This is a genomic window from Acinetobacter terrae (assembly GCF_002135195.1).
GTDB lineage: Bacteria > Pseudomonadota > Gammaproteobacteria > Pseudomonadales > Moraxellaceae > Acinetobacter > Acinetobacter terrae.
Map to the genome: position 1 here is coordinate 161,255 of NZ_NEGF01000004.1, position 24,179 is coordinate 185,433.

Genomic DNA, 24,179 nt, shown 5'->3' on the forward strand with positions numbered 1-24,179 from the left:
TAACAAATATCAATAAAAGCAATTGTTAGTTACATGCATTTTTGCCTAAAATACAGCAAGAGTAATTAGAACCATATTTTTTAGGTAGCTGTCGCCATGACCTTTGTTGTCACTGAAAATTGTATTAAATGTAAATACCAAGACTGCGTAGAAGTTTGTCCAGTGGATTGTTTCTACGAAGGTCCAAATTTCCTCGTCATCAATCCTGATGAATGTATTGACTGCGCACTATGCGAACCTGAATGCCCTGCGAATGCTATTTTCTCTGAAGATGAGTTACCGGAAGGTCAAGAAGTCTTTATTGAACTGAATACTGAACTTTCACAAAAGTGGCCAAACATCACCCAGATTGGTGATCAACCTGCCGATCGTGAAGAATGGAATGGTAAAGCTGACAAGTTACAATACTTGGAAAAATAATCCCGTTTTCACCTCAAAAAAGATCAGCAACTGCTGATCTTTTTTTATACTTAAAAAAACATTTGATTGCAATATTTCCAAATTTTATCCTTTAAATTATATTAAAATAGCGAATGTATTTATAAATATTTGATTTCTATAATGAAGCATTTTCTCAAGGGATTAATCGGGTTCGGTTTAATCCCACTTGTTATGATTGGATGTACTACATCTCCTCAGAAACAAGGACGTACAACCACGACTCCCGACGGAAAACGAATCTTCATTCCTCAAGAACGCATCATCATTGAACGCCCTGTTCCGCCTAAAACGGTTCCCTACGCTTACAATGCTTGGGTTGCTACAAGCGATAACTTACGACGCGTGCGTGAATATGAAGTGTTCCTTGAACAAAATGGTGTCGGCAATATCATTCCAAGTTTTGAATTGATGCGTACAGCACGGGATTGGCAAAAATGTTCCCGTTCACAATACATGATTCCAAACCGTGAGTTGTGGAACAATCAAATTTCGACTTTGCGTGTATTTAAATATCTGGTTGCAGCCAAAGTGCTCACCGACTTTGAAGTCACTTCAGTTTATCGTGATTTACCATTGAACCAGTGTGCTGGTGGTGCAAATTCATCACGTCATTTATTTAACTCTGCTATCGATTTCCGTGTTGGACCTGCATATCCTCATGCTGAAGACTATGCCTTTATCGAAAACACCAAATTTAAATTATGCGAATTCTGGGCGCAACATGGTCAAAGCCTGAATATGGGACTTGGACTGTATGCTTCAGGCCAAATCCATATTGATACCCAAGGCTATCGCACCTGGGGACCTGACTTATCCCGTCATTCATCGATGTGTAATTACTAAAAGCGAATTCAGATAAAAAGAGATCTTGCTGATCTCTTTTTTATTGCCCTATTTTCAATAAATTTAAACGATAAATTGCACTCTGATTGGAAAAGTTTAAAATGCTTGCATCGCAACAAAGGTGACTAAACTATGCAACAAATGTGGACAGAGATTGATGCTTACATCGATTCACATTTAATTCCAGAAGACCCTATTCTTCTACAGACTTTAAAAAATACTGAAGAAAGAGGCTTTCCAGATCACCTTGCAGTAGCGCCCAATCAAGGCATGCTACTGCAAATGCTCATTCAGATGAATAAGTGTAAACGTGTACTGGAACTGGGTACTTTTGCAGCTTACAGTACAATGTGGCTGGCGCGTGCGCTCCCTGAAGATGGTTATATTTTAACGATCGAAGGTCGAGATACACACGCAGCATTGGCTCAGGAAAATATCGACAATGCCAAACTTCCGCAAACGATTGAGCTGAAAGTTGGACGTGCAGCGGATGTATTAAAAGCCTTGCCTGCTGACTTCGAACCTTTCGATTTTATCTTTATTGATGCCGATAAACAGAGTTACCCGGAATATCTAGAATTAAGCTTGGACTTGTCTCATTCAGGAACCATTATTGTGCTCGATAATGTCATCCGTGCGGGTGATATCATCAATCCTGAAAATCACAAACCCAGTATTGAAGGTATCCGAGAGATGTTTGTCGCTTTACAAAACCATCCTCGAATCTTGTCCTGTACAGCATTACAAACTGTAGGCAGTAAGGGCCATGATGGCTTTGCTTTAGCCATAGTGAAATAATTTGACACAAAGATCAAAAAACAATCGCATTGTTTTTTTATTTATTTATTAGCAATTTACACAGACTATCCATATAGTTATCCACAAGTTATGCGGATAACTATGACTAATATTTAATCACTGCTTATAAGCAAAAGTATTGCTTATTTTACCACCAACAACGGTACAGTTGAATTTCGGAAAATAGTGGTTGCCACACTGCCCAAAAAGAACTGGTGAATTTTACTGTGACTAAATGCACCGAGTACAATCAGTTGTATCTCATGTTCACTCTGATATTCAAGTATATTTTCAGCAACATCGCCATAACGATATTCCATGATTACATCTAAGCCGGCATTCTTTAAGTATTGTGATGGTTCATTCAATATTTCTGGATGATCGCCGACATAGAGCACATGACACTGTAGCAGTCTTAACAAATCACTTTGTGCAATTCGTTTCATCAAATTGACGCAGGTAGGCGAATATTCATAGGCAAAAATAAATCGTGTTGGTGGCTGGAATTTTTCACCAACTGTCATTACGGTACAATTGACCCCACGAATAAAGTTTTCAACATTACTGCCGATCGGTTTATTCCGCTCTGCAGAGCGTTCCCCGACTCGACCAATAATGGCAATGTCGTCATCTCTAAGCACATTAAAACTTTGCTCTAAAAAATCGCCTTTTTCCTGGAGATGCGAGGCAGTTAAACCGTACTTCTGCTGAATCATTTCGCTAATATGATTAAGTAAATTATTACTATAATTTAGTGCCAATTCGCTTTGTTTTTGTTCAAGTTCAGCCAGTTCTTTCAGTAACATTGCATTACTTTCAAAACCAATCACACCACTTATTTCCCCCAAGTGATAACTGGCCGGGTAATAATCTAAAACCTGTAATAACACCAATTCACGTTGGGTCTGCTTTGCAACCCATGCGGCAGCTTCAGCAACTGCATTCACACATGGAGAAGAATCAATACAAGCGATTACACGTTTCATTTTCGCCTCGCTTTTCGCCTTGGAAGGCTTTAAGTCTATTTGTTATTTTTAACTTAGCATATCTATTACAGACTGTGCATGCTTTTATGTAATTAAACTTACTCGGCAATTCATATTAATTTTATTAGATTTTTTAATCGCGATAACGAATAAATTTCGCAGGATTACCTGCAACGATAGCCGCTTTTTCTACATCTTTTGTGACCATACTATTCATGCCAACCACGGCATGCGATCCAATGTTTATACCATCCTTTACACCTACATGTGCACCTAGCCAGACATCCTGACCAATCTCGATTCCTTTCGAACGGACAGGTTGCTGGTAAATCGGCTGTTCGAGTTCCATGCCATGGTCAAAGGCATACAAATGACAATATGCAGCGATACGGACCTGATCATGTAGCTTGATGCCCATCCGTCCACCATCAAGAAGGCAATGATGATTAATCGCAACTTCATTGCCAATTTCTAATGGTCCATGCAAAGTACAATCTGCCGCAATAAAGGTATTATCGCCAATCACAATTTTTCGGCCCGGCTCGGCAAAAATATGCGCCAGCGGTGAAATAAAACAGTTTTCACCAATCTCAACCGTTTCCATTTGCATTAAATAAGCTTGATATTCTTTTTGCCATGCTTCAGCCCAGCCACGATTTTTCGGTTTTAATGACCAATATAACCACGGCATATAGTTCAAGCGATGCTTATGCTGTTCACGATATTTTAACAGCTGATCTTGTTCAGTCATTCTGTGGTTCTTCTACAATTTTGAGTTGTTCACGCCCGCGCGTCACATCCTGAATTTTCAATGACAAGGGTTCAATTTGGTGAATTTGTACTAAGGCTTCGACCTGTACCCCCGTCGCGGTATAGTCTTCTTTAAATTCGATTTGCTGTTGATTGAGTTCATATTGAAAGATCGACCATTCATTAAACTGACAGGCAAAACTGACTTTTTTCTTTTCAATCAGTTCAATTTTTTCAGCCAGTAACAAACATTGTCCGGCACAGCCACCATAGGCACGAACCAAGCCACCCGTTCCGAGTTTGATTCCACCATACCAGCGATTTACCAAAACCAGAATATTGGTTAATTCATTGCCTTCAATGGTGGCTAGAATAGGTCTTCCCGCAGTTCCCGATGGTTCACCATCATCATTAAAACGGACATTGTATCCAATTTTCCATGCCCAACATTGATGTGTTGTGGTGATATCTTTATGGGTCTCCAAAAAATCTTTTACTGCTTGTTCATTTTCAACAGGCACAGCAATAGCTTGAAAGCGACTTTTTTTAATGTCTTCTTCGAAAGTAACAGGCGAGGCAATCGTAAATGGCATAAATCTAACAATAAAAAAATCACTGTAAAATTATAACGTGTTTTAAAGCATCTGCAGACAATAAAAAACCTCCTATACAAAGGAGGCTTTTAAATGGAGTTTCTCAATTTTTTAATTAGCGTTCACGCAAGGCTTCTTGCGCTTTATTAAACGGTTTAATCAGGTAATCCAGTACTGATTTTTGTCCGGTTTTAATATCAACCGTTGCCACCATACCAGGAGTAATACTGAATTGCTTACCGGCTTTATTGGTTAATTTATCGGTATTAGTTTGAATATAAACGCGGTAATAGAATTGATCCTGCTTGACTTCATCGCGAATTGTATCCGGTGAAATCACTGTAACCTTAGCTTTCAAACCACCATAAATGGAATAGTCATAAGCCGTGACTTTAACCAGCGCTTCCTGACCAGGATGAATGAATGCAATATCACGCGGTAAAATTCGAGCTTCAATCAATAACTGTTCATCCAAAGGAACAATGGTCATCAGCTTGCCATTTTGTGGAATCACACCACCAATGGTCATGACATCAATTTCCTTGACGATCCCGCGCATGGGCGCTTTGAAAACCGTACGGCTTAACGTATCTGACTTTCCTCTCACCACTTGTTGCTGGGTTTCTACATCCGTATTGGCTTTGGATAATTCTTCACGCGACTTCACATCATACTGATTGCGAATATCATTCATTTGATTACGCAAATTATTGGCTTCACGTTTTAGACGTAAAACTTCCACTTCACTTGCAGCCCCTTTAGCCACAAGAGGTTCGGTCATGCTCAGTTCCTGCTCGATCAAACTTAAAGCCTGACGTAGACCCGACATAGATTCATCCAGATTGGCACGGCGTGAATGATAAAGCGCGGTTTCTTCCTTCACCAGTTTACTGTCTTTTAAAACTTCCTGAGAAAAGGAAATTGGTGTTCCATTCACTTCAGCTCTTAAACGCGCTGAAGTTGCACGTGAAGACATCAGCAATGAAGCGGATTCGCCGACATTAGATTCCAGTCGAGTCGGATCAAGCTGAGCCAGGATCTGACCCTGCTTGACAATTTCACCTTCACGAACATTCAACTTGGTTAAAATACCGCCTTCAAGAGACTGTATAATCTGCTCTTTTGAGGAAGGTACCACTTTACCGGTTCCTGTAGAAACTTCTTCAAGTTTAAAAAACCATGCCCATAGCAATAAGGTGAGTAACCCCAAACAGATCATCCAGATAAACACACTGGCTTTGGGTAAAGGCGGTTCAAGTTCAGTGACTTTGATGGTACTTTTTACAGTCTGTGATTTAGCGCTCATGAATTAGCTCCTGCAACCTGACGTTGCTGTGGCTGATTTTGATTGAGAATCTGATCACGAGGTCCATCCATCACGATTTTGCCATCATTCACCACAATAATTCTGTCCACCAGTTCCAGTACTGCACGACGATGCGTCGCAACAATCATGGTGCGTTGACCAAGCCATAATTTCAGATGATCAATCAGCTGTTTTTCTGATACATCATCAATCGATGCTGTCGGTTCATCCAGCAACAGAATATTCGGCTGACGAATGAGTAAACGTGCCAGTAAAAGCGCCTGTTTCTGCCCTCCAGAAAAACCAACACCACCTTCAAGAATCAGGTGATCCAGGCCTTCTTTTTTCTCCTGCACAAAGTGAATTGCACCGGTAATTTTCAAGGCATTCAATATTTCTTCATCACTGGCTAAAGGAGCGCCAAGCGTCAAGTTTTCACGCACAGAACCAAAGAACAAATGTGCATTCTGATTCAGCAACCCCATATCACGGCGCACGTCCGAAGGATCGATTAAACCCAGTTCAACACCATCAAGTTTAATTTTGCCCTGAACAGGAGTTTGCATGCCTGACAATAATTGAAGCAATGTCGATTTACCTGCACCGTTGCGTCCAAGAATCGCAATCTTTTCACCCGGTCTGATTTCAAGTTTTGGAATCATCAAACTTGGTTTTGGATCATCTTCGCCATACTTAAAGGTCACGCCAGTTAATTCATAATGACCATTTAGTGTCGGACGATGAATCAAATGGGCATGATCCGGTTGATCCACCGGTTTTTTCATTAATTCATCAAGTCCATTTTTAGCCACTTTGGCTTGCTGCCAGCGACCAAGTACACCGGTAATTTGCGCAATTGGACCGAGCATGCGTGAAGACAACATCGAACAAGCCACCAAAGCACCAGTGGTCATGTCACCTTTCATCACCGCAAAGCAACCCACCAGCACCACAATTGCAAAGGTCAAACCCTGAATTTTTTGGGTCCAGGCATTCATGACACCGACGATTTTACGTTGACGCATTGAAACATCTGCCGATGATTCATTCATGTGGTTCCACTGATTCTGAAATCTTGCTTCAGCACGCAATAGCTTGATATCTTCAATGCCTTGTACTGCTTCAACCAGCATGGCATTACGAATTGCACCTTCACGCATGCCTTCACTGGCGAGTTTTGCCAAAGGTTTTTGTGCCAGAATTCCCGGCAGAATCATTAAAGGCACAACCAACAGCATCACCCAGAACAGGTTGTCGCCAATCAGCCAGAAAATTCCCAAAAACAGCAAGAAGAAAGGTAAATCGGCAATCGCTGAAATGGTGGTGGATGTCACCAGTTCACGCACACCTTCAAGCTCACGAATCTGGGAAATAAACGTGCCTGTAGATTTCGATCGTTCACTGTTTTTAATTCTTAAAGCATGGCCAAAAACCCGGTCAGAAATTCTTAGATCCGCACGCTTACCAATAATATCAGACAGATAAATTCGCGCGACACGTAGACTAAATTCAAAAATGGCAGCAATCAGTACACCACCAGCAAGCGCCCATAAAGTTGGTATTGATTGTGCCGGAATGACCCGGTCATAAACGTTCATGGAAAAAACCACAGTCGCCAGGGCCAGAATATTGGCAATCATGGAGCCAAACATCACATCGATATAACGTTTCCAGTCACGTAATACAATCGACCAGAACCAGCTGCTTTCATAAGGTTTGATATATTCATCTACCCGTGCATCTGGTACGGATTTTTCTGGTCGCAGAATATAAAAATGCCGAATATTGGACTGCAGCACATTTAGCGTTAATGTCTGTGCAAGCCCTCTGATCGCCACTTAGCTGAATATTGGCATTCCCTTCAGCATCGACCTTTTCAACAACACCGACCTGACCATCATGAAATTCCACCACAACAGGTAGGCGCCACGGATTGATTAAATCTGTACTGAATGCAGATTTACGCCAACTCATACCGACCTGACGCGTAATCAATGCTATTACGCTGAAACATCTGGACTGCGTTGTAATGCCCGAAGAATGGTTTCATTGAAGCTTAATTGGCTAACAGGTTCATACACCGGCTGATTTTTAGAAAAAGGGCGCGTGCGATCCGAACCTTGTATGAGAGGTAATTCCTGAACTTTGGAGATATCCAGTTTATAATTACTTAGGGCGTCAATATCTGCCTTATTGTAGTTTTCATCTGATTTAGGAACAAAAATTTGACTCATCTCAGACTTGAGCGACTGCATGAACTCTTTTGAACTGTCTGCATGGGCATAGTTCATGTGTAAAGGTACAGTACATATCAAACACTGTATGCTTCTCAGCAATAACTTTTGACACAAACCTATCTTGTTGTTTTGATTGTTTAGCATCATTCGAATGATAATTTTTATTTTATGAATATTTAACGTATTTCCTAAAGAATACATCTATTTTTGTAATGTAATTATTAATTTCAATACTTATTACATACAAAGATGATCTTGTCATTTATTTATAACAAAATCATCTTTTATTTTGCTTATTTTTAAACCGTAAAATCTTCACCTAAATAAACTTCACGCACCGTTTCATTTTCCAGAACTTCCTGTGGTGTTCCTTCTGCAATTACTGCACCTTCACTGACAATATATGCTCGCTCACAAATCGCGAGTGTTTCTCGTACATTATGATCGGTAATTAACACCCCAATGCCACGATCTTTTAAGTTCCGAATAATATCTTTAATATCACCTACAGAAATAGGATCGACCCCGGCAAAAGGCTCATCAAGTAACATAAACTTAGGATCAGCAGCCAAAGCACGGGCAATTTCCGCACGGCGACGTTCACCACCCGAAACACTCATGCCTAAAGAATCTTTAATATGGGTGATTTTAAAATCAGCCAGCAATTCATTTAAACGCTGTTGGCGTTGCTGTTTGTTTAAATCTTTACGTGTTTCAAGAATCGCCATAATATTTTCAGAAATGGTTAATTTTCTAAAAATAGACGCTTCTTGAGGTAAATAACCAATCCCTTTGCGGGCACGTTCATGCATAGCCAAATCAGATAAATCAAGATCATCTAAATGAATCTCGCCCTTATCCATTCGAACTAAACCAACCACCATGTAGAAACTTGTGGTTTTACCTGCACCATTTGGTCCAAGCAACCCGACAATCTGTCCACTTTGCATCTGGAAAGAAACGTCCTTAACCACCCATCGTTTACTATAGTTTTTTGCAAGATGTTTAATACAAAGCGTTTGTGGTTGATTTAGCGATTGATCCATTAATCACGTGCTCCTGGGAATGATTTTGAGCTAGAAGGTGGAATAACAATTTGAACACGACCTGAAGATGAACCCGTGCTATTTGGCGTACCAGTAGCCTCAATATCACCCTTATTCATACTATATTTCAAAGTATTACCACGAATACTTGCACCATCTTGCTCTAACAGTGCGCTGCCAGACAAAGTGACAATGCCGGTTTGCGCATTATAAAGAATCTTCTGTGCCTGTCCTTTCGCTAAACCTTTATTGACATCAACTTTTTGCTGAAAACGCGCAGGGCCGCCTGTCGCGGTAATCGTGCTGATTTCTTTTTGACTATTCAAATTGGCCACAATCGAATTGGCTTGCAATTTCAGGGTGCCTTGCTCGATGATGACATTACCCGTATAGGTCGTCACCCCTGTTTTTTCATTATAGGTTGCACGGTCAGCCACTAGGGAGATGGGCTGAGTTCTGTCAGAAGGAATTGCAAATGCCGTTGCCGATGAGAATACAACCAAACCGACTAAAGCTGCTTGCTTAAGCAAGGTTTTAGACAATGTAAGCTTAAGATTTTGGTTCATATTTTCCTCGAATATTAAAAAATTCGTATTGACCGTCATTTAAATTGGCTTTCAAACCTTGGCTTACAAATTCAGCTTGCGGAGATTGCACAATGACTTGTTTATTGGTTTCAATTTCACGAGTTTTAGGATATCCCGTTAACTCTTGGGTTCGAAACTGCATTTTGCCCTGTTGCATTAACTTGGTCGCCAATACGTCTCCAGACAAAACAATGCGCTCATTATCATCATAACTATTTGCGACTTTGGCATAGAAAGTGGCATCGACTGCGCCATTTTTATACATGGAAGCATTGAGATTGGTTAGTTTTGAGGTTTGTTTTTGCATGTCCTGTTCAAGACGATCGACTTGAGCACGGACATACAAATTACCGTCATCATCGGTTTGGGTGAGATTAATTTTTTCAGCGGAATAGGTCATACTCCTTGCTGAATCAACCTCAAGTTTATTGCCCTTACCGCTGTAATAGTAGTAACCACCACTTATAGCTGCAATTGCTATAGCAGTTACGTATAAAACTTTTGTATCCATAAGTGTGGTACTTAACTCAAATTCAATGAATTATTTAACTATTAATGTGGGACAGCCGTATATTTTTCAAGAAGCGTTTCGTAAGCCCCTTTGGCCATCAAAATCATATCGCAGATTTCACGTACCGCACCACGACCACCCATTGCCTGAGTTACAAGGTCTGCACGACGTCGCACTTCCACATGACCATTCGGCACAGTGACTTTCATACCGGCAATGGCAAATGCAGAAAGATCTGGCCAATCGTCGCCCATATATAAACAGTCTTCTGGTGCAACATTCAATTGCGCACAGGCTTCGCGTAATGCGGTGCCCTTATCTTCACGACCTTGAAAAACCAGGTCTACCCCCAGAGCAGACATACGCTTTTCAACAATATTGCTTTTACGTCCAGTAATGATAATGACTTTGACACCCGCTTGCTGTACAAGTTTCATGCCTAAACCATCACGAATATCAAATGATTTAATTTCATCGCCTGTATTGGTCAATGTCACAAAACCATCACTTAAAATACCGTCGACATCCAGAACCAGAGCTTCAATATGACGTGCCTGTTCCAATAAAATATAAGATGCCATTTATTAATTTACCCCAGCTTGAGTCAAGTCATGCATGCTAATAACACCAATGACTTTATTTAGATCGTTTACCACAACAAATTGATTGATTTTATTTTCGTTCATGCGTTCTAAAGCTTCAACTGCACGCACTTCTTGTGAAATGGTTAAAGGATTCTTGGTCATCACTTCCGATACCACCAAGTTCACATCAAAACCTTGTTGCTTATCAATTAAACGACGTAAATCACCATCGGTAAAAATACCGAGCAGAACATCATTTTGATCCACAATTGTGGTTAAACCTAGGCGTTTGTTTGAAATTTCGTATAAAACCTGATTCATTGGTGTATCTGGAGATACTTTTGGTAATTCTGTACCTGTATGCATCAAGTGTTTGACATGCAGTAATAGACGTTTACCCAAAGCACCCGCTGGATGTGACATGGCAAAATCATCCGCAGTAAAACCACGTGCATCAAGCAAAGCAACTGCTAAAGCATCACCTAAAACCAAAGTTGCCGTAGTACTGGAAGTCGGTGCTAAACCTAGAGGACAAGCTTCCTGAATATTACCCAAGGTTAAAGCCACGTCTGCATTTTGTGGCATGGGTCCTTTATCATCACTACTAATGGTGATTAACGGAATTTCCAAGCGCTTGATCAAGGGCATCAGCATCATAATTTCATCACTCTTGCCCGAGTTTGAAATCGCAATCAGGACATCACCCGGTACCAGCATACCTAAATCGCCATGTCCCGCTTCACCCGGATGCATAAAGAAAGATGGTGTGCCGGTAGAAGCAAAGGTTGCCGCCATTTTACGACCAATATGACCTGACTTGCCCATTCCGGTAATGACTAATCGCCCTCGACACTGCAGAATGATTTCACATGCATGGCTAAAACGTTCATCAATTTGCGTCGCTAATATTTCTAGCGCTTGTTCTTCTATACGCAAAGTTTCTAATGCAACTTTTTGGAAGTCTATTTGGTTTGGCATATTTGGTGGGTTCAAAGTAGGTTTACCTTAACGCTATAAAGCGTTGACTCTAATCAAGCAAAAATAATTTTCGCAATTTTATCATATCTATGCAAATGTCACGTTTCTAAATGTACAAGATTTCACAAGCTTATAAAAAAAGCGCATAAAACTTTATGAAAAATAGTGCTTACGTTATGATGAAGCATCTTTTTATTTAGCATTTTGAAGACTTATGCAGCCATTTGTTCTATACAACTCAGAGCAACGTAAAAAAGTTGAATTTGTTCCGCGTGTCGAGGGACATATCGATATGTATGTTTGCGGTATGACAGTTTATGATTACTGTCATATTGGGCATGCTCGGGTCATGGTTGCATTTGACTACATTATCCGCTTCTTGCGCAGTCAAGGCTGGAGAGTAAAATACGTTCGTAATATTACTGATATTGACGACAAAATTATCAAACGTGCCAATGAAAATGGCGAGAGCATTACCGCATTAACCGATCGTTTTATTCAAGCGATGAATGACGATGCTGAAAATTTGGGTTGCCTAGCTCCTGATGAAGCACCGCGTGCGACTGATTATATTGACCAGATGCAAAGCATGATCGGTAATTTGGTCAATAAAGGCACGGCTTATCCTTCTAGCAATGGTGATGTGTATTTCCAGGTTGAAAAATTTGCCAAATATGGTCGTTTATCTGGCCGTAAACTGGAAGATATGCAAGCCGGTGCATCGGAACGTGTTGATGTTGAAGTTGAAAAGAAACATCCATTTGACTTCGTGCTGTGGAAGCATGCCAAAGAAAATGAGCCATCATGGGCTTCACCTTGGGGTAATGGTCGTCCAGGTTGGCATATTGAATGTTCAGCCATGTCAACTTGCTGCCTAGGCAACCACTTTGATATTCATGGTGGCGGTTCAGACCTCATGTTCCCGCACCATGAAAATGAAATTGCACAAAGTGAAGCTTCGACTGATGAACAATATGTAAATTACTGGATGCATGTTGGCTTTATTAATGTCGATGGCGAAAAAATGTCGAAGTCACTCGGTAACTTCTTCACCATTCGCGATGTGATGGATAAATTCCATCCTGAAGTAATTCGTTACTTTATTGTGTCATCACACTACCGTAGCCCGGTGAACTTCTCGGACACTGCACTGAAAGAAGCAAAAAATACCCTTTCTCGTTTCTATCATTCGTTTAAAGCGTATCAAGCAGTTTATGGAGAACAAACCATTGAAACTTTAGATGAAACTTTGGTTGAACGTTTTAATGCAGCAATGCGTGATGACTTTAATACATCCGAAGCGATTGCGGTATTGTTCGAAATCAATAAAGAACTCAACCGTGCAGTAAAAGATGAAAACCAAGAACAGGCAACAGTTTACTATTCAACTTTACGTCACCTCACCAATATTCTTGGATTAGTTCAATACAATGTGGATGATTTCTTAAAGTCTGATATTGGTCAGGAAGCTTTAGGCCTAACCGCGGAACAAATTGAAGATTTGATTCAACAACGTAAAGATGCGAAAAAAGCCAAAGAATTCGCCAAGGCCGATGAAATTCGTCAGTCTTTACTCGATCAAGGTGTGGTTTTGGAAGATACGCGTCAAGGTACTATTTGGCGTCGTGCCGATTAATTGACCACTTATAACTATAGAGAGTTGACAGTTCTATTAAATTCTCTATAATTCACACCATTGCGGGAATAGCTCAGTTGGTAGAGCATAACCTTGCCAAGGTTGGGGTCGGGAGTTCGAGTCTCCTTTCCCGCTCCAGAATACGAAAAGCCCTGATCATTGATCAGGGCTTTTTTTATATCACTATTTTATAATTTTAACCGCGATCCTTTATCTCTACTTTTTATCTCAAATCGCTTATCTGAACAAAATACTATCAAATAGTGACCAGATAAAATTCCAAATCAAAATTTAGTTTTTCATTTTTAAATCATCTTTATTAAAACCAATAGCTTATCAACAGTTATTTCCAAAAATCACAAATTTTATTATAAACATTCAATTATTCATCGAAATATGCGTCGTGGTAAAGTCACCGCAATTGCAATCGAACTACGACCATAAACCAATACGCATGGAAGTCATTGAGGCATAAACTTTGATCACTTCTTTTTTATAGACATTGAAAGAGTAAAAAATATGTCACAACAAGATTTTGAAAATGGTTTAAAAGTCCGAACCGAAGTGATGGGCGAATCTTTTGTAAAATGTGCACAAGACAATACTGTGCCATTTACTCAACCTTTACAGGACTGGATTAATGAACATGCGTGGGGTTCAACTTGGCAACGTGAAGGTGTGCTCCCTCGTAAATACCGCTCACTGATTACCATTGCCTTTTTAACTGCACAAAAAAGCCCCACTGAGCTTAAAGGTCATGTTCGTGGCGCACTCAATAACGGCGCGACGGTAGAAGAAATTCAAGAAGTCTTACTTCATAGCTTGCCTTATTGTGGCGCACCAGCAACTCAAGAAGCCTTTCGCGCAGCGCTTGAAGTGATTAATGAATATCAAAAATCTGAATAGTATCATTTGATGTTTATAGAAATAGCTTAAGTACCCTATACTTTAAATTACTTAGGCTATTTTTATTTTCTCTTAGATGCTTTAATCATTACATCTTAGATATTAGGTTTTGTTTAGGCTGTAATTTCCCCGGATTTAACTGCAAAATGTCTGCCTGTAAATATTCCAATTCTTGCATATGATGGGTCACATAAATCATCGGCAAATCCAGCTCATCTTTAATCCGTTTTAAAAACGGTAAAATTTGCTGCTTTAGATTCGGATCTAGACCCGTTAAAGGTTCATCTAGCAATAATAAATTCGGTGAAGATAATAAGGCACGTCCAATCGACACACGCTGTGCTTCCCCACCTGAAAGTTGATGTGCTTTACGATGAATTAAAGGTTTTAGTTCCAGCAATTCAACAATTTCTTCAAACTGAAATTTTCGTTCGGACTTGGACACTAATTTTTCAGCATAACTTAGGTTTTGCCGTACATTCATATGTGGAAACAGCAATGCATTCTGGAAAATTAAAGCGATTTTGCGTTGATACATCGGTATATCAATTTTTTGCTGTGTATCTACCAGCATACGATTATTAAAGTGAATATAGCCCTGCTGAGGTTGCAACAGCCCCACAATATTTTTTAGAAATGTACTTTTACCACTACCCGAAGCACCAACAATGCCTAAAAGTTGCTGCGACATTTCCAGTTCAACATTCAACTTAAAATCGGCCTGTTGATATTGAAAAGCACATTTCAACATATCAGCCTCCCAATTTCCGTTGATAGTTTTGCAGAATAAAATAATTGGCGACCAAGGCTGAAAATGCCAAAAATAAAGACAAGGCTACCAATCTCATCGCCATATTTTCGCCATCGGGTTGTTGCAAGAATGAATAAATCGCAATGGGGATAGTTCGGGTTTCATTTGGGATATTACCCACAAAAGTAATGGTTGCACCAAACTCACCCAAGCTGCGACTAAAACATAAAATACTGCCAATCACGATTCCGGGAATAGCCAAGGGTAAGTTGATACTCAAAAATACTTTATGTGGTGATGCACCCAGTGAACCCGCGATCTGATCCAACTGTTGATTCATTAACTGAAAAGATAAACGAATCGGTTGCACCATCAGTGGAAATGCTACAATCATGGACGCTAAAACAGCCCCTTTCCAGTTAAAAGCCAGATGTATTCCAATCACATTTAAATATTTTCCAATAAAACCCTGATTGCCAAATAGAACTAAAAGCAAATAACCTAAAACTACAGGAGGCAACACCATGGGTAACTGCAATAGTGCTTCCACAAGAAACTTTAAGCGAAATTCATAACGCGCTAAATACCAGCCCAAAGCGACAGCAAAAGGCAGACTAAAAACTGTTGCAAACAAGGCCACTTTGGCAGATAGATACAGCGCACTCAGTTCTTCGGGACTTAACATAGGGTCGCTGTCTCCTTCTGCATTTGCCTAGGATTTCACCTTAAAGCCATAGTTCTGGAAAATCGCTTTGGCTTGGTGACTGGCTTTTACAAACTGCTCAAACTGCATTGCTTCTTTATTTTTTGCACCCTGTTTGGTTAATGCCAGTGGATAAACAATTGGGCTGTGTGAATTGCTCGGGAATGCTCCAATAATTTTGACTTTCTGGCTAATCAAGGCATCGGTTCTATAGACAATACCGACTTCACATTCACCACGCTCAACAAAAGCAAGTGCAGAACGTACATCATCCGTACCAACAATGCGACCTTTTAAACTCTCTAACCAATTCAATTTAAGCAGGCTTTGTTTGGCGTATTTACCGGCAGGCACTGATTCCATTTGTCCGGTACAGAGCTGTCCTTTAAAAGACTGTGCAAAATTAAAATTGGGTTGAGGCTTAAATGAAATATTTAGATTTTTAGGACTGATCGCCACCAGCTGATTCAACAATAAAGGTCGAACTGAAATGGCATCTACCATTTTTTTTTGAACTAGATAATTCATCCAATCCTGATCTGCCGAGAAAAACAGATCACTACTGGCACCTGCTTGTACCTGTTTCGCCAAAGCGGATGAAGCACCAAATACAGATACAATTTTAGTTTGTGGATGTTTGGCTTGGTAAATATTGGCAATATCTGTCATGGTATTGCTTAGACTTGCCGCAGCATAGACTTTTACCGTACCCGCATAGGTAGAGGAAAATGCACCTAATAAACACACTGTTAAAAACAGGGATTTTTTCATGCGTATTTTCCTTATCAATGAATAAACAAGCCTTGTACAATTTGCCCTTCACTCAAGCTTTGCCCTGCAGGAATTCTGACCAGACAATTGGCCTGCATTAAATTGCTCAGCATATGAGACTGCTGTTTAGACAAACTTTTGACCTTTAATACCCCCTGATCAAAACTGGCTGACATTCTTAAAAAATGCTCTCTAGTATCCATTTTCAGATTATGGGTCAGTACCGCACTGAACCAGTTCGGTTGCTGTTTTTGCCCTTGCAAAGCATTCAGCAAAGTTGAAGTATAGATTTGCATACCCACATATACGGCCGCAGGATTGCCCGGTAAACCCAATAAATAGCAATGTGAACGATCATATCGCTCAAATTGGGCAAAGAACATTGGCTTGCCTGGCTTCTGCTTCACCTTCCAGAAAATTTGCTCAAAACCCAAATCCAAAGTTACGGGGCGAATAAAGTCATAATCCCCGACCGATACACCACCCGTGGTTAAAATCAGATCATAACTTTTCGATAATTTTTGAATTAAACCTTTAACTGCATCTTCAGTATCCGCCACATGAAAAATTTCGATCTGCTCTCCTTGATTCTGAAACCAGGCTTCGATCAACGGCCCATTGGCATCGAAGATTTTCCCCGTTGCAAAGTCCGCGATACTTTCCGCGACCTCATCACCCGTGATCACCACAGCAACTTTGGGATATTGAAAGACTTCAACCTGTTTAATGCCTGCCATACTTAAGGATGCAATTGCACCCACAGACAGTTGTTGTCCTTTATTGGCCAATAATTGTCCGATTGAAATTTCCTCCCCAACATCCCGAATATCGGCATTGGATTTTGAATTTTCGGTGATTACAATTTTGGAAGAATCGATGACTTGAACAATTTCTTGACGTGCGACCGTAGTCGTACCAAAAGGAATTTTGGCACCGGTAAAAATGCGAACCGCTTGTCCTGCTTTGAGTTGTAATTCGGAAGAATAGCCTGCTTGAATTTCCCCGATGAGTTTAAATTCAGTATTCGTCTCAATGGATGATTGGGCACACAGAGCATAGCCATCCACAGCGCTTTGCGAAAATAATGGAAGGTTGATATTCGAGTAAACATCTGCAGCTAAATAACGGTTTAAAGTCTGATTTAATTCAAGAGTTTCAGTCGTTAAGGATTTGGTCTGATTTAAAATGAGATCCAAAGCCTGATCCACAGTAATCAGGCCATGTTCAGCGCCACATCCTGAGCTGATGCTATTCATTGGTAACCGCCTTGATGTGGAATATTTTTTTGCACATCAAATAAATGTACCAACGCAGGCAGCACGGCAATTAAAGATTCTTTCGCACCTTGACGACTGCCCGGTAAGGTCATCACTAGACTGTTATCGATATAACCTGCCACGCCACGACTTAAAGCCGCATATGGAGTACGTTTTTGTCCAAAACTACGCGATGCTTCCATCAGCCCGGGAATCTCACGTTTTAATAAAGGTTGAATGGTTTCCACAGTTAAATCTTTAGGACCCAGCCCTGTACCACCTACGGTTAGAATTAGCGGATAATCATTTTTTTGCTGTTCGATCAGTGCCAGTAACTGCTCAGGACTGTCTGGAATCACCTGATATGAAATATTGCTAAAATTGGCTTCCTGTAATATTTCCAGAATATTTTGACCGGCTGTATCTGATTTTTTACCTGCGGCTACCGTATCTGACAGTACAATCACCGATGCCGATAACGTTTCTTTGAGTACACGAGTAAAGTGTGATTTTCCACCCTTTTTCTTTTGTAATTTAACCTGATCCAGACATAAATCTTCAGGTTCACAATGCGGTTTAAGCATGTCATATAAAGTTAAACCCGCTAGGCTAACCGCAGTTAATGCTTCCATTTCCACGCCTGTCGGACCAATGGTTTCTACAGTGGCAATAATTTCCACATGGGCATCAAACAGTTCATATTCAACGTCGGCGCGGTAGATTGGCAATGGATGACACAGTGGAATCAGCTCATCGGTACGTTTTGCCGCCAAAATACCCGCAATTCGTGCCGTCTTCAGCGCATCGCCTTTTTCAGTATTGCCGTTACGGAGCAACTCAATGCAATGTGGCGGTGCGTGCAGAATCCCTGTTGCCACTGCAGTGCGATAACTCTCTGCTTTCATCCCGACATTTTTCATTGCATGTTCCTTTGATTCATTTTTGCTATACAGGTGTTTGTTAAAGCGGCCATTGGTAGATCTGTGGATCATTCTCTTTTGCATGATGACAATGTTGGTGTTTGTCATGTTCAGCGTTCACAGGATGGTGATGTGAATGTACTGCTTCCGTTTCATCTTTGCGGATACAACAGCCTTCAACATATTGGCTGCTGCCATCCATGTAAAATTCTTCTTTCCAGACCGGAACTTCATGCTTGACCCGTTCTACAGCTTCTTCACAGGCTTGAAAGGCTTCACGGCGATGGGCAGCATAGGCAATCGCGATAATGGCTTTTTCACCAATATTTAAGGCACCGACACGGTGAATCACCCGCACATAGGACACATCATATTTTTGCTGAATTTCTCGCTCAATCTGGCGAATCATTTTTTCTGCCACAGGTGCATAAGCCGTGTATCTCAGTGCTTTAACCGCTTTGCCTTCATGATGATTGCGCACCGTGCCGACAAAAATACCAATACCACCACATTCAGGAAAAGTTTGAATCTGATCAAAGCTATCCAATGTTAATGCGGTATCCTGAATCCTTGAAAATTGTTTCAATCTATCCATTTTAGCCTCCTGCCACTGGTGAAAGCAGCACCAAGGTACTGTCCGAATTCAATGAGGTTTGACGTGGAATAATGTCCTCACCCATGGCACAGGCACATCGCTCAATCATGGCAAAAGCGGCAGGACATTCTTGTGTAACTTGATCCAAGACATCGGAGACAGTGCTATTTGAACTGCAAATAATTTCCAGATTTTGGGGTAACTGTCGTTCGACCGCACCGAAGGCTTCAATTTTGATTTTGATCTGTGGCATCTTAACCTCCAATCATGTGCATGCTGATTTTGCGACTGCTTTTATCCATATTTTGTTTTTTTAAAAGCTGCTCAATGGCATGAAAGCCGTGTTCTTTGTGCCAAATATAATTTAATAAGGCACTATGTAAGCTCACCTCATTCAAAGGTGTAGCTGAAGTCAGGGCTTTAATTTCAGCTTTAAGATTCAAACCTTTCGGTGCAAACAGACAATTATAAAACTCGCCTTGCGCGGTTAAACGTACCCGATCACACGTTCCACAGAATGAATGAGTAATCGTAGATATCATTCCAATCGGATGACCATCAATAAAATATTGTCGTGCCGGATCTGAATTTGACTGATTTGAATGATTTGCTTGGCTGGACACTTCAAACTCAGTGGCCAAAATATCTAAAATCTGTTGTTCACTGACCACATGTTCGCTCGACCATTTCCGGTCACCATCCAGCGGCATAAATTCAATAAAACGTAAGCTGATTTTTTGCTTAACCGACCATCGGGCCAAAGGCAGAATTTGATCGTCATTGATGCCATTCATTAATACGCTATTGATTTTAATCGGTAGACCAACGTCTTGTGCAGCACGAATTCCGTCGAGTACGGGTGCTAAATCTTTTTGAGTGAGTTGTTTAAACTGATCAGCATCCAGACTATCCAAACTGATATTCAGATCATCCAGTCCGGCCTGTTTTAATGCGGTTGCATACTGTTTTAAATAATGTGCATTGGTGGTCATGGAAATACGTTTAAGCCCGAGCTTTTTTAGGTCTTGCAGCTGTTCAACAAAATGCACCACGCCCTGACGCATTAACGGTTCACCACCCGTGATCCGAATAGATTCAATACCACGGCGCACCATAAAATCACAAAATTGATAGAGTTCCTCAAAACTGAGTAAGTCGTGTTTTTTCATCCATTCCGGATGTTCGGGCATGCAATAGACACACTTAAAATTACAGCGATCAGTCACTGAAATCCGCAGTTTGCGCTTACTACGACCAAACTGATCGACAAATTGCGCTTCGGTTTTAAGCTCTGTCATCATATTCATGTTGAACATCCATCTTCAGGCATCTTGTTGTAACTGCACACATATTGTGCGCAAGCGTTAAATCGCCCAATCTTGTTATGATTAGATTTGCAATAAGTGTTCCAACTTTGTGCCAAAGGCGAAATATTCAGTTTTAATGCAGAAATTTAAGTTGTTGATGCTGTTGCAGCTCATCCATTGAATTAATACTGTGAAAAAACAGTGCGTGATTTTTAAAACGTGCCACTTGTGCGTGCAAATCTGCAAAACAGTGCTTTAAACTGCGCTGTTTTTGTTCAAGATGCATCGTAAGAATGGCTAAGCTGCTACGTTTAACCAAGCAAAATGGGTACAGTGCCTCACCGTTTATTTCTACATACGCCACTTCCGCCAAGCTATTTTTGGCTAAAGCCTGATGCAATTTTAAAATAACTTTTGACGGAATGTAGGTCACATCACAGGGGACAAACAGCACATAGTCTGCCTGTACATGTGACCAGGCACTTTTCATGCCCATGAGTGGACCTAAAAAACCACTTTCATCATCGTGATAGCAATGAGTGCTTGGAATCATTTTTTGATAGATCGAATCATCACGGTGACTATTGATCCAAACTTGTGCAACATGTGATTTAAGCTGTTGATGAATCTTGATCAGTTGAATTTGATCATCAAATTTCTGCAACAGTTTATTGATGCCATTCATGCGCCGTGCCTGTCCACCGGCTAAAATCACCAGATCGGTGTCTGGATAAACTGACTTATTTATTCCTTTCTTCATTTTTATCTTCATTCCACTGCCTCAGCTTGACAGGCTTTAATCAGGCCTCGAATTTCAGGTAGACATGAACCGCAATTACCACCTGCTTTTAAACAGGCTGTGACTTGTTTTTCATCGGTGATATTTTGGGTTTTAATGGTTTCAATAATGCGGTTTTTACCGACTTTAAAGCAGCTACACACCAATGGCCCTTCATTATTGGCCATCGACATCGCTTGTCCGGCAAGCAGCGCCTTACGGTGCATCGCACTTAAGCGCTCACGCTTAAACAGGCTCGCCACCCAATCACGATCTGGCAATAGTGCATAAGGCGCGATATATAAACTCGCAATCAAATGACCATCTTTCAACACCACGCTGTGACTGATATGCGCGGTTTGATCTTCAATGTTCAGCCATTCAAAACTTTCATCCTGAAACGGTAACAGCTCTTTCAAATGTTCAGTGGTCTGGGTAAATTTTTTACGGTCTGCCAGTTCATAGCGCACAGCTTTGGCCGTGGTAATTTTTGTCCACCACACCGTATTTTCAATCGAGGATTGCACGACTTTTTCAAAGCCCTGACGCACATAAAACACGCCTTGCCACTGGCTATAAAATGGATGGATGATCACAGGGGTATGTTTAAACTCAGGTTCACCTGAAATGGCATCCACCACCGGATTGACCACTTTACCAATGCGGGCATCCGACGCAACTTGGTCATTCCAGTGAATAGGTGCAAAGACTTGTCCACGACGAATATCATCACTGACCGTCGCACGTAGAACGCAATTGCCCCACTTGGATTTCACTTCCACCAATTCCCCATCTTTCACACCATATTTCAAAGCATCATGATGATGGATTTCACAATACGGTTCTGCACGGTGGGTACTTAAATTTGCAGATAAACTGGTACGGCTCATAGTGTGCCATTGGTCTCGAATACGTCCGGTATTTAAAATCAAAGGAAATTCTTTACAAACTTGATGAACTGGATCGATCGCAGTAATGGCAATAAATTTAGCCTTGCGATCTGCATGGCTAAATTGCCCTTTGGCATACAACCGAGCGACTGCACCCTCTGGTTGATCTTTAGTCCACACTGGCCACTGCACTGGTTTCAGTTCGTCATATTCACTGATTGTTAAATCTGTTAAGCCGTTTAAATTAAAATAACGGAAATTTGGCGTTGCACTTCGATGCTCTACATCTGAATTTTGTTCAGCGGATAATCTGGCGTGTTCCAAAAAGATTTCATGGCTATTGTTAAAATCAAAACCATTAAAACCCATTTTTTTTGCGACCTGACTAATCGCCCACCAGTCGGCTTTAGCCTGTTCTGGCTCTTCTAAAAATGCACGTTGTCTAGAAATACGGCGTTCAGAATTGGTAACTGTGCCATCTTTTTCTCCCCACCCTAAAGCCGGTAACAACACATCTGCATATTGCGTGGTATCTGTGTCTTGGCAAATATCAGACACCACCACAAATTCACATTTTTCTAGGGCACGTTTGACTTGATCTGCATCAGGCAAACTCACCACAGGATTGGTGGCCATAATCCAAATGGCTTTAATCTTGCCACTTTCCACCGCATGAAATAAATCGACTGCCTTGAAACCAGCTTGCTTGGCGATATACGGACTTTGCCAGAAGTCTTGCACCAGTTGTTGATGGCTTTCATTTTCCAGTTCTAAATGTGCCGCCAGCATGTTGGCTAAACCGCCCACCTCACGACCGCCCATCGCATTCGGTTGTCCGGTCATGGAAAATGGTGCAGCGCCGAGCTTGCCAATTTTTCCGGTGAATAAATGGCAGTTGGTTATACTATTGGCTTTATTCACCCCTTGTGAGGACTGATTCACCCCCATCGAAAACAGGGTCATCACTTTTTGAGTTTGGGCAAATTTTTCATAAAAAACTTGCAGTTTTTCCAGTGAAATACCAGTACGATGAGCCACATCTTCAATGGATGATTCGCTTTGACTTTGCGCTACAGCCTGTTCCAAACCTTGCGTATGTGCAGCAATAAAAGCTTGATCAGCACAACCCTTTTTCCATAGGTACTGCAATAAGCCGTTAAATAGAGCGACATCTTGACCCGGTAAAATCGGTAAATGCAAGTCTGCTGCTTCACAGGTACTGGTAAAACGTGGGTCAACCACCACCACAAACAGATCGCGTTGCTCTTTGGCTTTCATGATGCGTTGATATAGCACCGGATGACACCATGCCGTATTTGAACCGACCAAGACCACCATTTCGGTATGTTCAAAATCTTCATAACTTGCAGGAACAATATCTTCACCAAACGCACGTTTGTGTGCTGCTACCGCTGATGACATACAGAGTCGTGAATTGGTGTCAATATTTGCTGTACCGAGGTAGCCTTTGACGAATTTGTTCACCACATAATAGTCTTCAGTCAGCAATTGACCGGAGACATAAAAGGCAATGCTGTCACGACCGTATTGATCAATACATTGCTGAAATTTATTGGCAATTAAATCAGTTGCGGTATTCCAGTCTGTTATTTCACGCTGATTCTTTCTGCCGAGCATGGGATGAAGAACACGTGTTTCCAGACCAATCGTATCGGCCAGATTACTGCCTTTAATGCACAGTTTTCCGTAGTTAGATGGATGATTGACATCCCCGGTTACCGAAACTTTTTGACCTAAAGCTGTGTCCTGTACAGTCGCAGTGACACCACACCCCACTCCACAATAGGGACAGGTGGTATTGGTGATTTTCGTATTTATTTCTGTGGAGCTATGCAGTTCCATCACAGGGATACTATTCATGATCGCTCCTTAGCTCCTTACATAAGCATTTTTAATCCTCCCCCGACCCACCTTTAAAAAAGGAGGGAGCCTTTCTTTATTTGATCAGCTTTTTGTTAAGGTCATTTCCCCCTCTTTTTCAAAGA

The 24,179-nt window shown here is 41.0% G+C and carries 25 protein-coding genes, 1 tRNA gene and 1 pseudogene; 6 read left to right on the forward strand and 21 right to left on the reverse strand.

Annotated features, from left to right (window positions below; translation table 11 throughout):
- The first annotated feature begins 96 nt into the window (after positions 1–96).
- The 3 genes from fdxA to B9T23_RS06445 all read left to right on the forward strand — a co-directional run bounded on the left by fdxA (position 97) and on the right by B9T23_RS06445 (position 2,082).
- Complete coding sequence (fdxA, locus tag B9T23_RS06435; RefSeq protein WP_004651686.1) at positions 97–420, forward strand: ferredoxin FdxA; 324 nt, start codon at positions 97–99, stop codon at positions 418–420.
- A 141-nt stretch (positions 421–561) separates the two neighbouring features.
- Entirely contained in the window at positions 562–1,284 is a 723-nt protein-coding gene (locus B9T23_RS06440) for a D-Ala-D-Ala carboxypeptidase family metallohydrolase (protein ID WP_086193477.1), read from the forward strand.
- Between the two features lie 132 nt (positions 1,285–1,416).
- Positions 1,417–2,082, forward strand: coding sequence for an O-methyltransferase (locus B9T23_RS06445; RefSeq protein ID WP_086193478.1), 666 nt, complete (start codon positions 1,417–1,419; stop codon positions 2,080–2,082).
- A 143-nt stretch (positions 2,083–2,225) separates the two neighbouring features.
- Here B9T23_RS06445 and B9T23_RS06450 read toward each other — a convergent pair whose 3' ends face one another.
- The 11 genes and pseudogenes from B9T23_RS06450 to B9T23_RS06500 all read right to left on the reverse strand — a co-directional run bounded on the left by B9T23_RS06450 (position 2,226) and on the right by B9T23_RS06500 (position 11,660).
- Positions 2,226–3,068 (reverse strand): universal stress protein, encoded by an 843-nt coding sequence (locus tag B9T23_RS06450; RefSeq protein ID WP_086193479.1) that lies wholly within the window; start codon positions 3,066–3,068, stop codon positions 2,226–2,228.
- Between the two features lie 133 nt (positions 3,069–3,201).
- Positions 3,202–3,819, reverse strand: coding sequence for an acyltransferase (locus B9T23_RS06455; RefSeq protein WP_086193480.1), 618 nt, complete (start codon positions 3,817–3,819; stop codon positions 3,202–3,204).
- Positions 3,812–4,411: an IMPACT family protein gene (locus tag B9T23_RS06460; RefSeq protein WP_086193481.1), complete on the reverse strand. Its 600-nt coding sequence runs from the start codon at positions 4,409–4,411 to the stop codon at positions 3,812–3,814. Before B9T23_RS06460 ends, B9T23_RS06455 begins: the two co-directional genes overlap by 8 nt.
- 115 nt (positions 4,412–4,526) lie before the next feature.
- Positions 4,527–5,717, reverse strand: a complete 1,191-nt coding sequence (locus B9T23_RS06465; RefSeq protein WP_086193482.1) for an HlyD family efflux transporter periplasmic adaptor subunit — start codon at positions 5,715–5,717, stop codon at positions 4,527–4,529.
- Positions 5,714–7,721: pseudogene (locus B9T23_RS06470) on the reverse strand (type I secretion system permease/ATPase); the annotation flags it as partial. The pseudogene B9T23_RS06470 and the gene B9T23_RS06465, both read right to left, overlap by 4 nt.
- Positions 7,718–7,972 (reverse strand): hypothetical protein, encoded by a 255-nt coding sequence (locus B9T23_RS06475; protein ID WP_143222505.1) that lies wholly within the window; start codon positions 7,970–7,972, stop codon positions 7,718–7,720. The gene B9T23_RS06475 and the pseudogene B9T23_RS06470, both read right to left, overlap by 4 nt.
- Before the next feature lie 281 nt (positions 7,973–8,253).
- A complete protein-coding gene (gene lptB, locus B9T23_RS06480; protein ID WP_067724478.1) occupies positions 8,254–9,000 on the reverse strand; it encodes an LPS export ABC transporter ATP-binding protein in 747 nt (248 codons plus the stop codon).
- On the reverse strand, positions 9,000–9,566 hold the full coding sequence (lptA, locus tag B9T23_RS06485) for a lipopolysaccharide transport periplasmic protein LptA (protein WP_086193483.1): 567 nt from the start codon (positions 9,564–9,566) through the stop codon (positions 9,000–9,002). The genes lptB and lptA overlap by 1 nt, the downstream gene beginning before the upstream one ends.
- The gene (gene lptC, locus B9T23_RS06490) at positions 9,550–10,098 is read right to left on the reverse strand and encodes an LPS export ABC transporter periplasmic protein LptC (RefSeq protein ID WP_067724474.1); all 549 of its coding nucleotides are present in this window, start codon (positions 10,096–10,098) and stop codon (positions 9,550–9,552) included. Before lptC ends, lptA begins: the two co-directional genes overlap by 17 nt.
- Positions 10,099–10,139: 41 nt before the next feature.
- Entirely contained in the window at positions 10,140–10,679 is a 540-nt protein-coding gene (locus B9T23_RS06495; RefSeq protein ID WP_067724472.1) for a KdsC family phosphatase, read from the reverse strand.
- A 3-nt stretch (positions 10,680–10,682) separates the two neighbouring features.
- The gene (locus tag B9T23_RS06500) at positions 10,683–11,660 is read right to left on the reverse strand and encodes a KpsF/GutQ family sugar-phosphate isomerase (protein ID WP_086193484.1); all 978 of its coding nucleotides are present in this window, start codon (positions 11,658–11,660) and stop codon (positions 10,683–10,685) included.
- 214 nt (positions 11,661–11,874) lie between these two features.
- Here B9T23_RS06500 and cysS point away from each other — a divergent pair, with 214 nt between their 5' ends.
- The 3 genes from cysS (at position 11,875) to B9T23_RS06515 (ending at position 14,202) form a co-directional block, all read left to right on the forward strand.
- Positions 11,875–13,296, forward strand: coding sequence for a cysteine--tRNA ligase (gene cysS, locus B9T23_RS06505; RefSeq protein ID WP_086193485.1), 1,422 nt, complete (start codon positions 11,875–11,877; stop codon positions 13,294–13,296).
- 62 nt (positions 13,297–13,358) lie between these two features.
- Positions 13,359–13,434, forward strand: a tRNA-Gly gene (locus B9T23_RS06510).
- Between the two features lie 381 nt (positions 13,435–13,815).
- A complete protein-coding gene (locus B9T23_RS06515) occupies positions 13,816–14,202 on the forward strand; it encodes a carboxymuconolactone decarboxylase family protein (RefSeq protein WP_086193486.1) in 387 nt (128 codons plus the stop codon).
- Between the two features lie 88 nt (positions 14,203–14,290).
- On the opposite strand, the gene B9T23_RS06520 is transcribed toward B9T23_RS06515, so the two are convergent.
- From B9T23_RS06520 to B9T23_RS06565, 10 genes are all read right to left on the reverse strand, one after another.
- Positions 14,291–14,953, reverse strand: coding sequence for an ATP-binding cassette domain-containing protein (locus B9T23_RS06520; protein ID WP_086193487.1), 663 nt, complete (start codon positions 14,951–14,953; stop codon positions 14,291–14,293).
- A 1-nt stretch (position 14,954) separates the two neighbouring features.
- Positions 14,955–15,638, reverse strand: a complete 684-nt coding sequence (gene modB, locus B9T23_RS06525; protein WP_086193488.1) for a molybdate ABC transporter permease subunit — start codon at positions 15,636–15,638, stop codon at positions 14,955–14,957.
- Between the two features lie 27 nt (positions 15,639–15,665).
- Positions 15,666–16,427 (reverse strand): molybdate ABC transporter substrate-binding protein, encoded by a 762-nt coding sequence (gene modA, locus B9T23_RS06530; RefSeq protein ID WP_086193489.1) that lies wholly within the window; start codon positions 16,425–16,427, stop codon positions 15,666–15,668.
- Positions 16,428–16,441: 14 nt separating this feature from the next.
- Positions 16,442–17,683, reverse strand: a complete 1,242-nt coding sequence (locus B9T23_RS06535; protein WP_086193490.1) for a molybdopterin molybdotransferase MoeA — start codon at positions 17,681–17,683, stop codon at positions 16,442–16,444.
- Positions 17,680–18,675, reverse strand: coding sequence for a bifunctional molybdenum cofactor biosynthesis protein MoaC/MoaB (gene moaCB / locus B9T23_RS06540; protein ID WP_228145902.1), 996 nt, complete (start codon positions 18,673–18,675; stop codon positions 17,680–17,682). Before moaCB ends, B9T23_RS06535 begins: the two co-directional genes overlap by 4 nt.
- A complete protein-coding gene (locus B9T23_RS06545; protein WP_086193492.1) occupies positions 18,644–19,198 on the reverse strand; it encodes a molybdenum cofactor biosynthesis protein MoaE in 555 nt (184 codons plus the stop codon). Before B9T23_RS06545 ends, moaCB begins: the two co-directional genes overlap by 32 nt.
- A gap of 1 nt (position 19,199) precedes the next feature.
- Positions 19,200–19,451, reverse strand: coding sequence for a MoaD/ThiS family protein (locus B9T23_RS06550; protein ID WP_086193493.1), 252 nt, complete (start codon positions 19,449–19,451; stop codon positions 19,200–19,202).
- A gap of 1 nt (position 19,452) precedes the next feature.
- On the reverse strand, positions 19,453–20,505 hold the full coding sequence (gene moaA / locus B9T23_RS06555) for a GTP 3',8-cyclase MoaA (protein ID WP_086193494.1): 1,053 nt from the start codon (positions 20,503–20,505) through the stop codon (positions 19,453–19,455).
- A gap of 133 nt (positions 20,506–20,638) precedes the next feature.
- Positions 20,639–21,265, reverse strand: coding sequence for a molybdenum cofactor guanylyltransferase (gene mobA / locus B9T23_RS06560; protein ID WP_086193495.1), 627 nt, complete (start codon positions 21,263–21,265; stop codon positions 20,639–20,641).
- Positions 21,266–21,273: 8 nt separating this feature from the next.
- Positions 21,274–24,054, reverse strand: coding sequence for a nitrate reductase (locus B9T23_RS06565; protein ID WP_086193496.1), 2,781 nt, complete (start codon positions 24,052–24,054; stop codon positions 21,274–21,276).
- Positions 24,055–24,179: the final 125 nt, after the last annotated feature.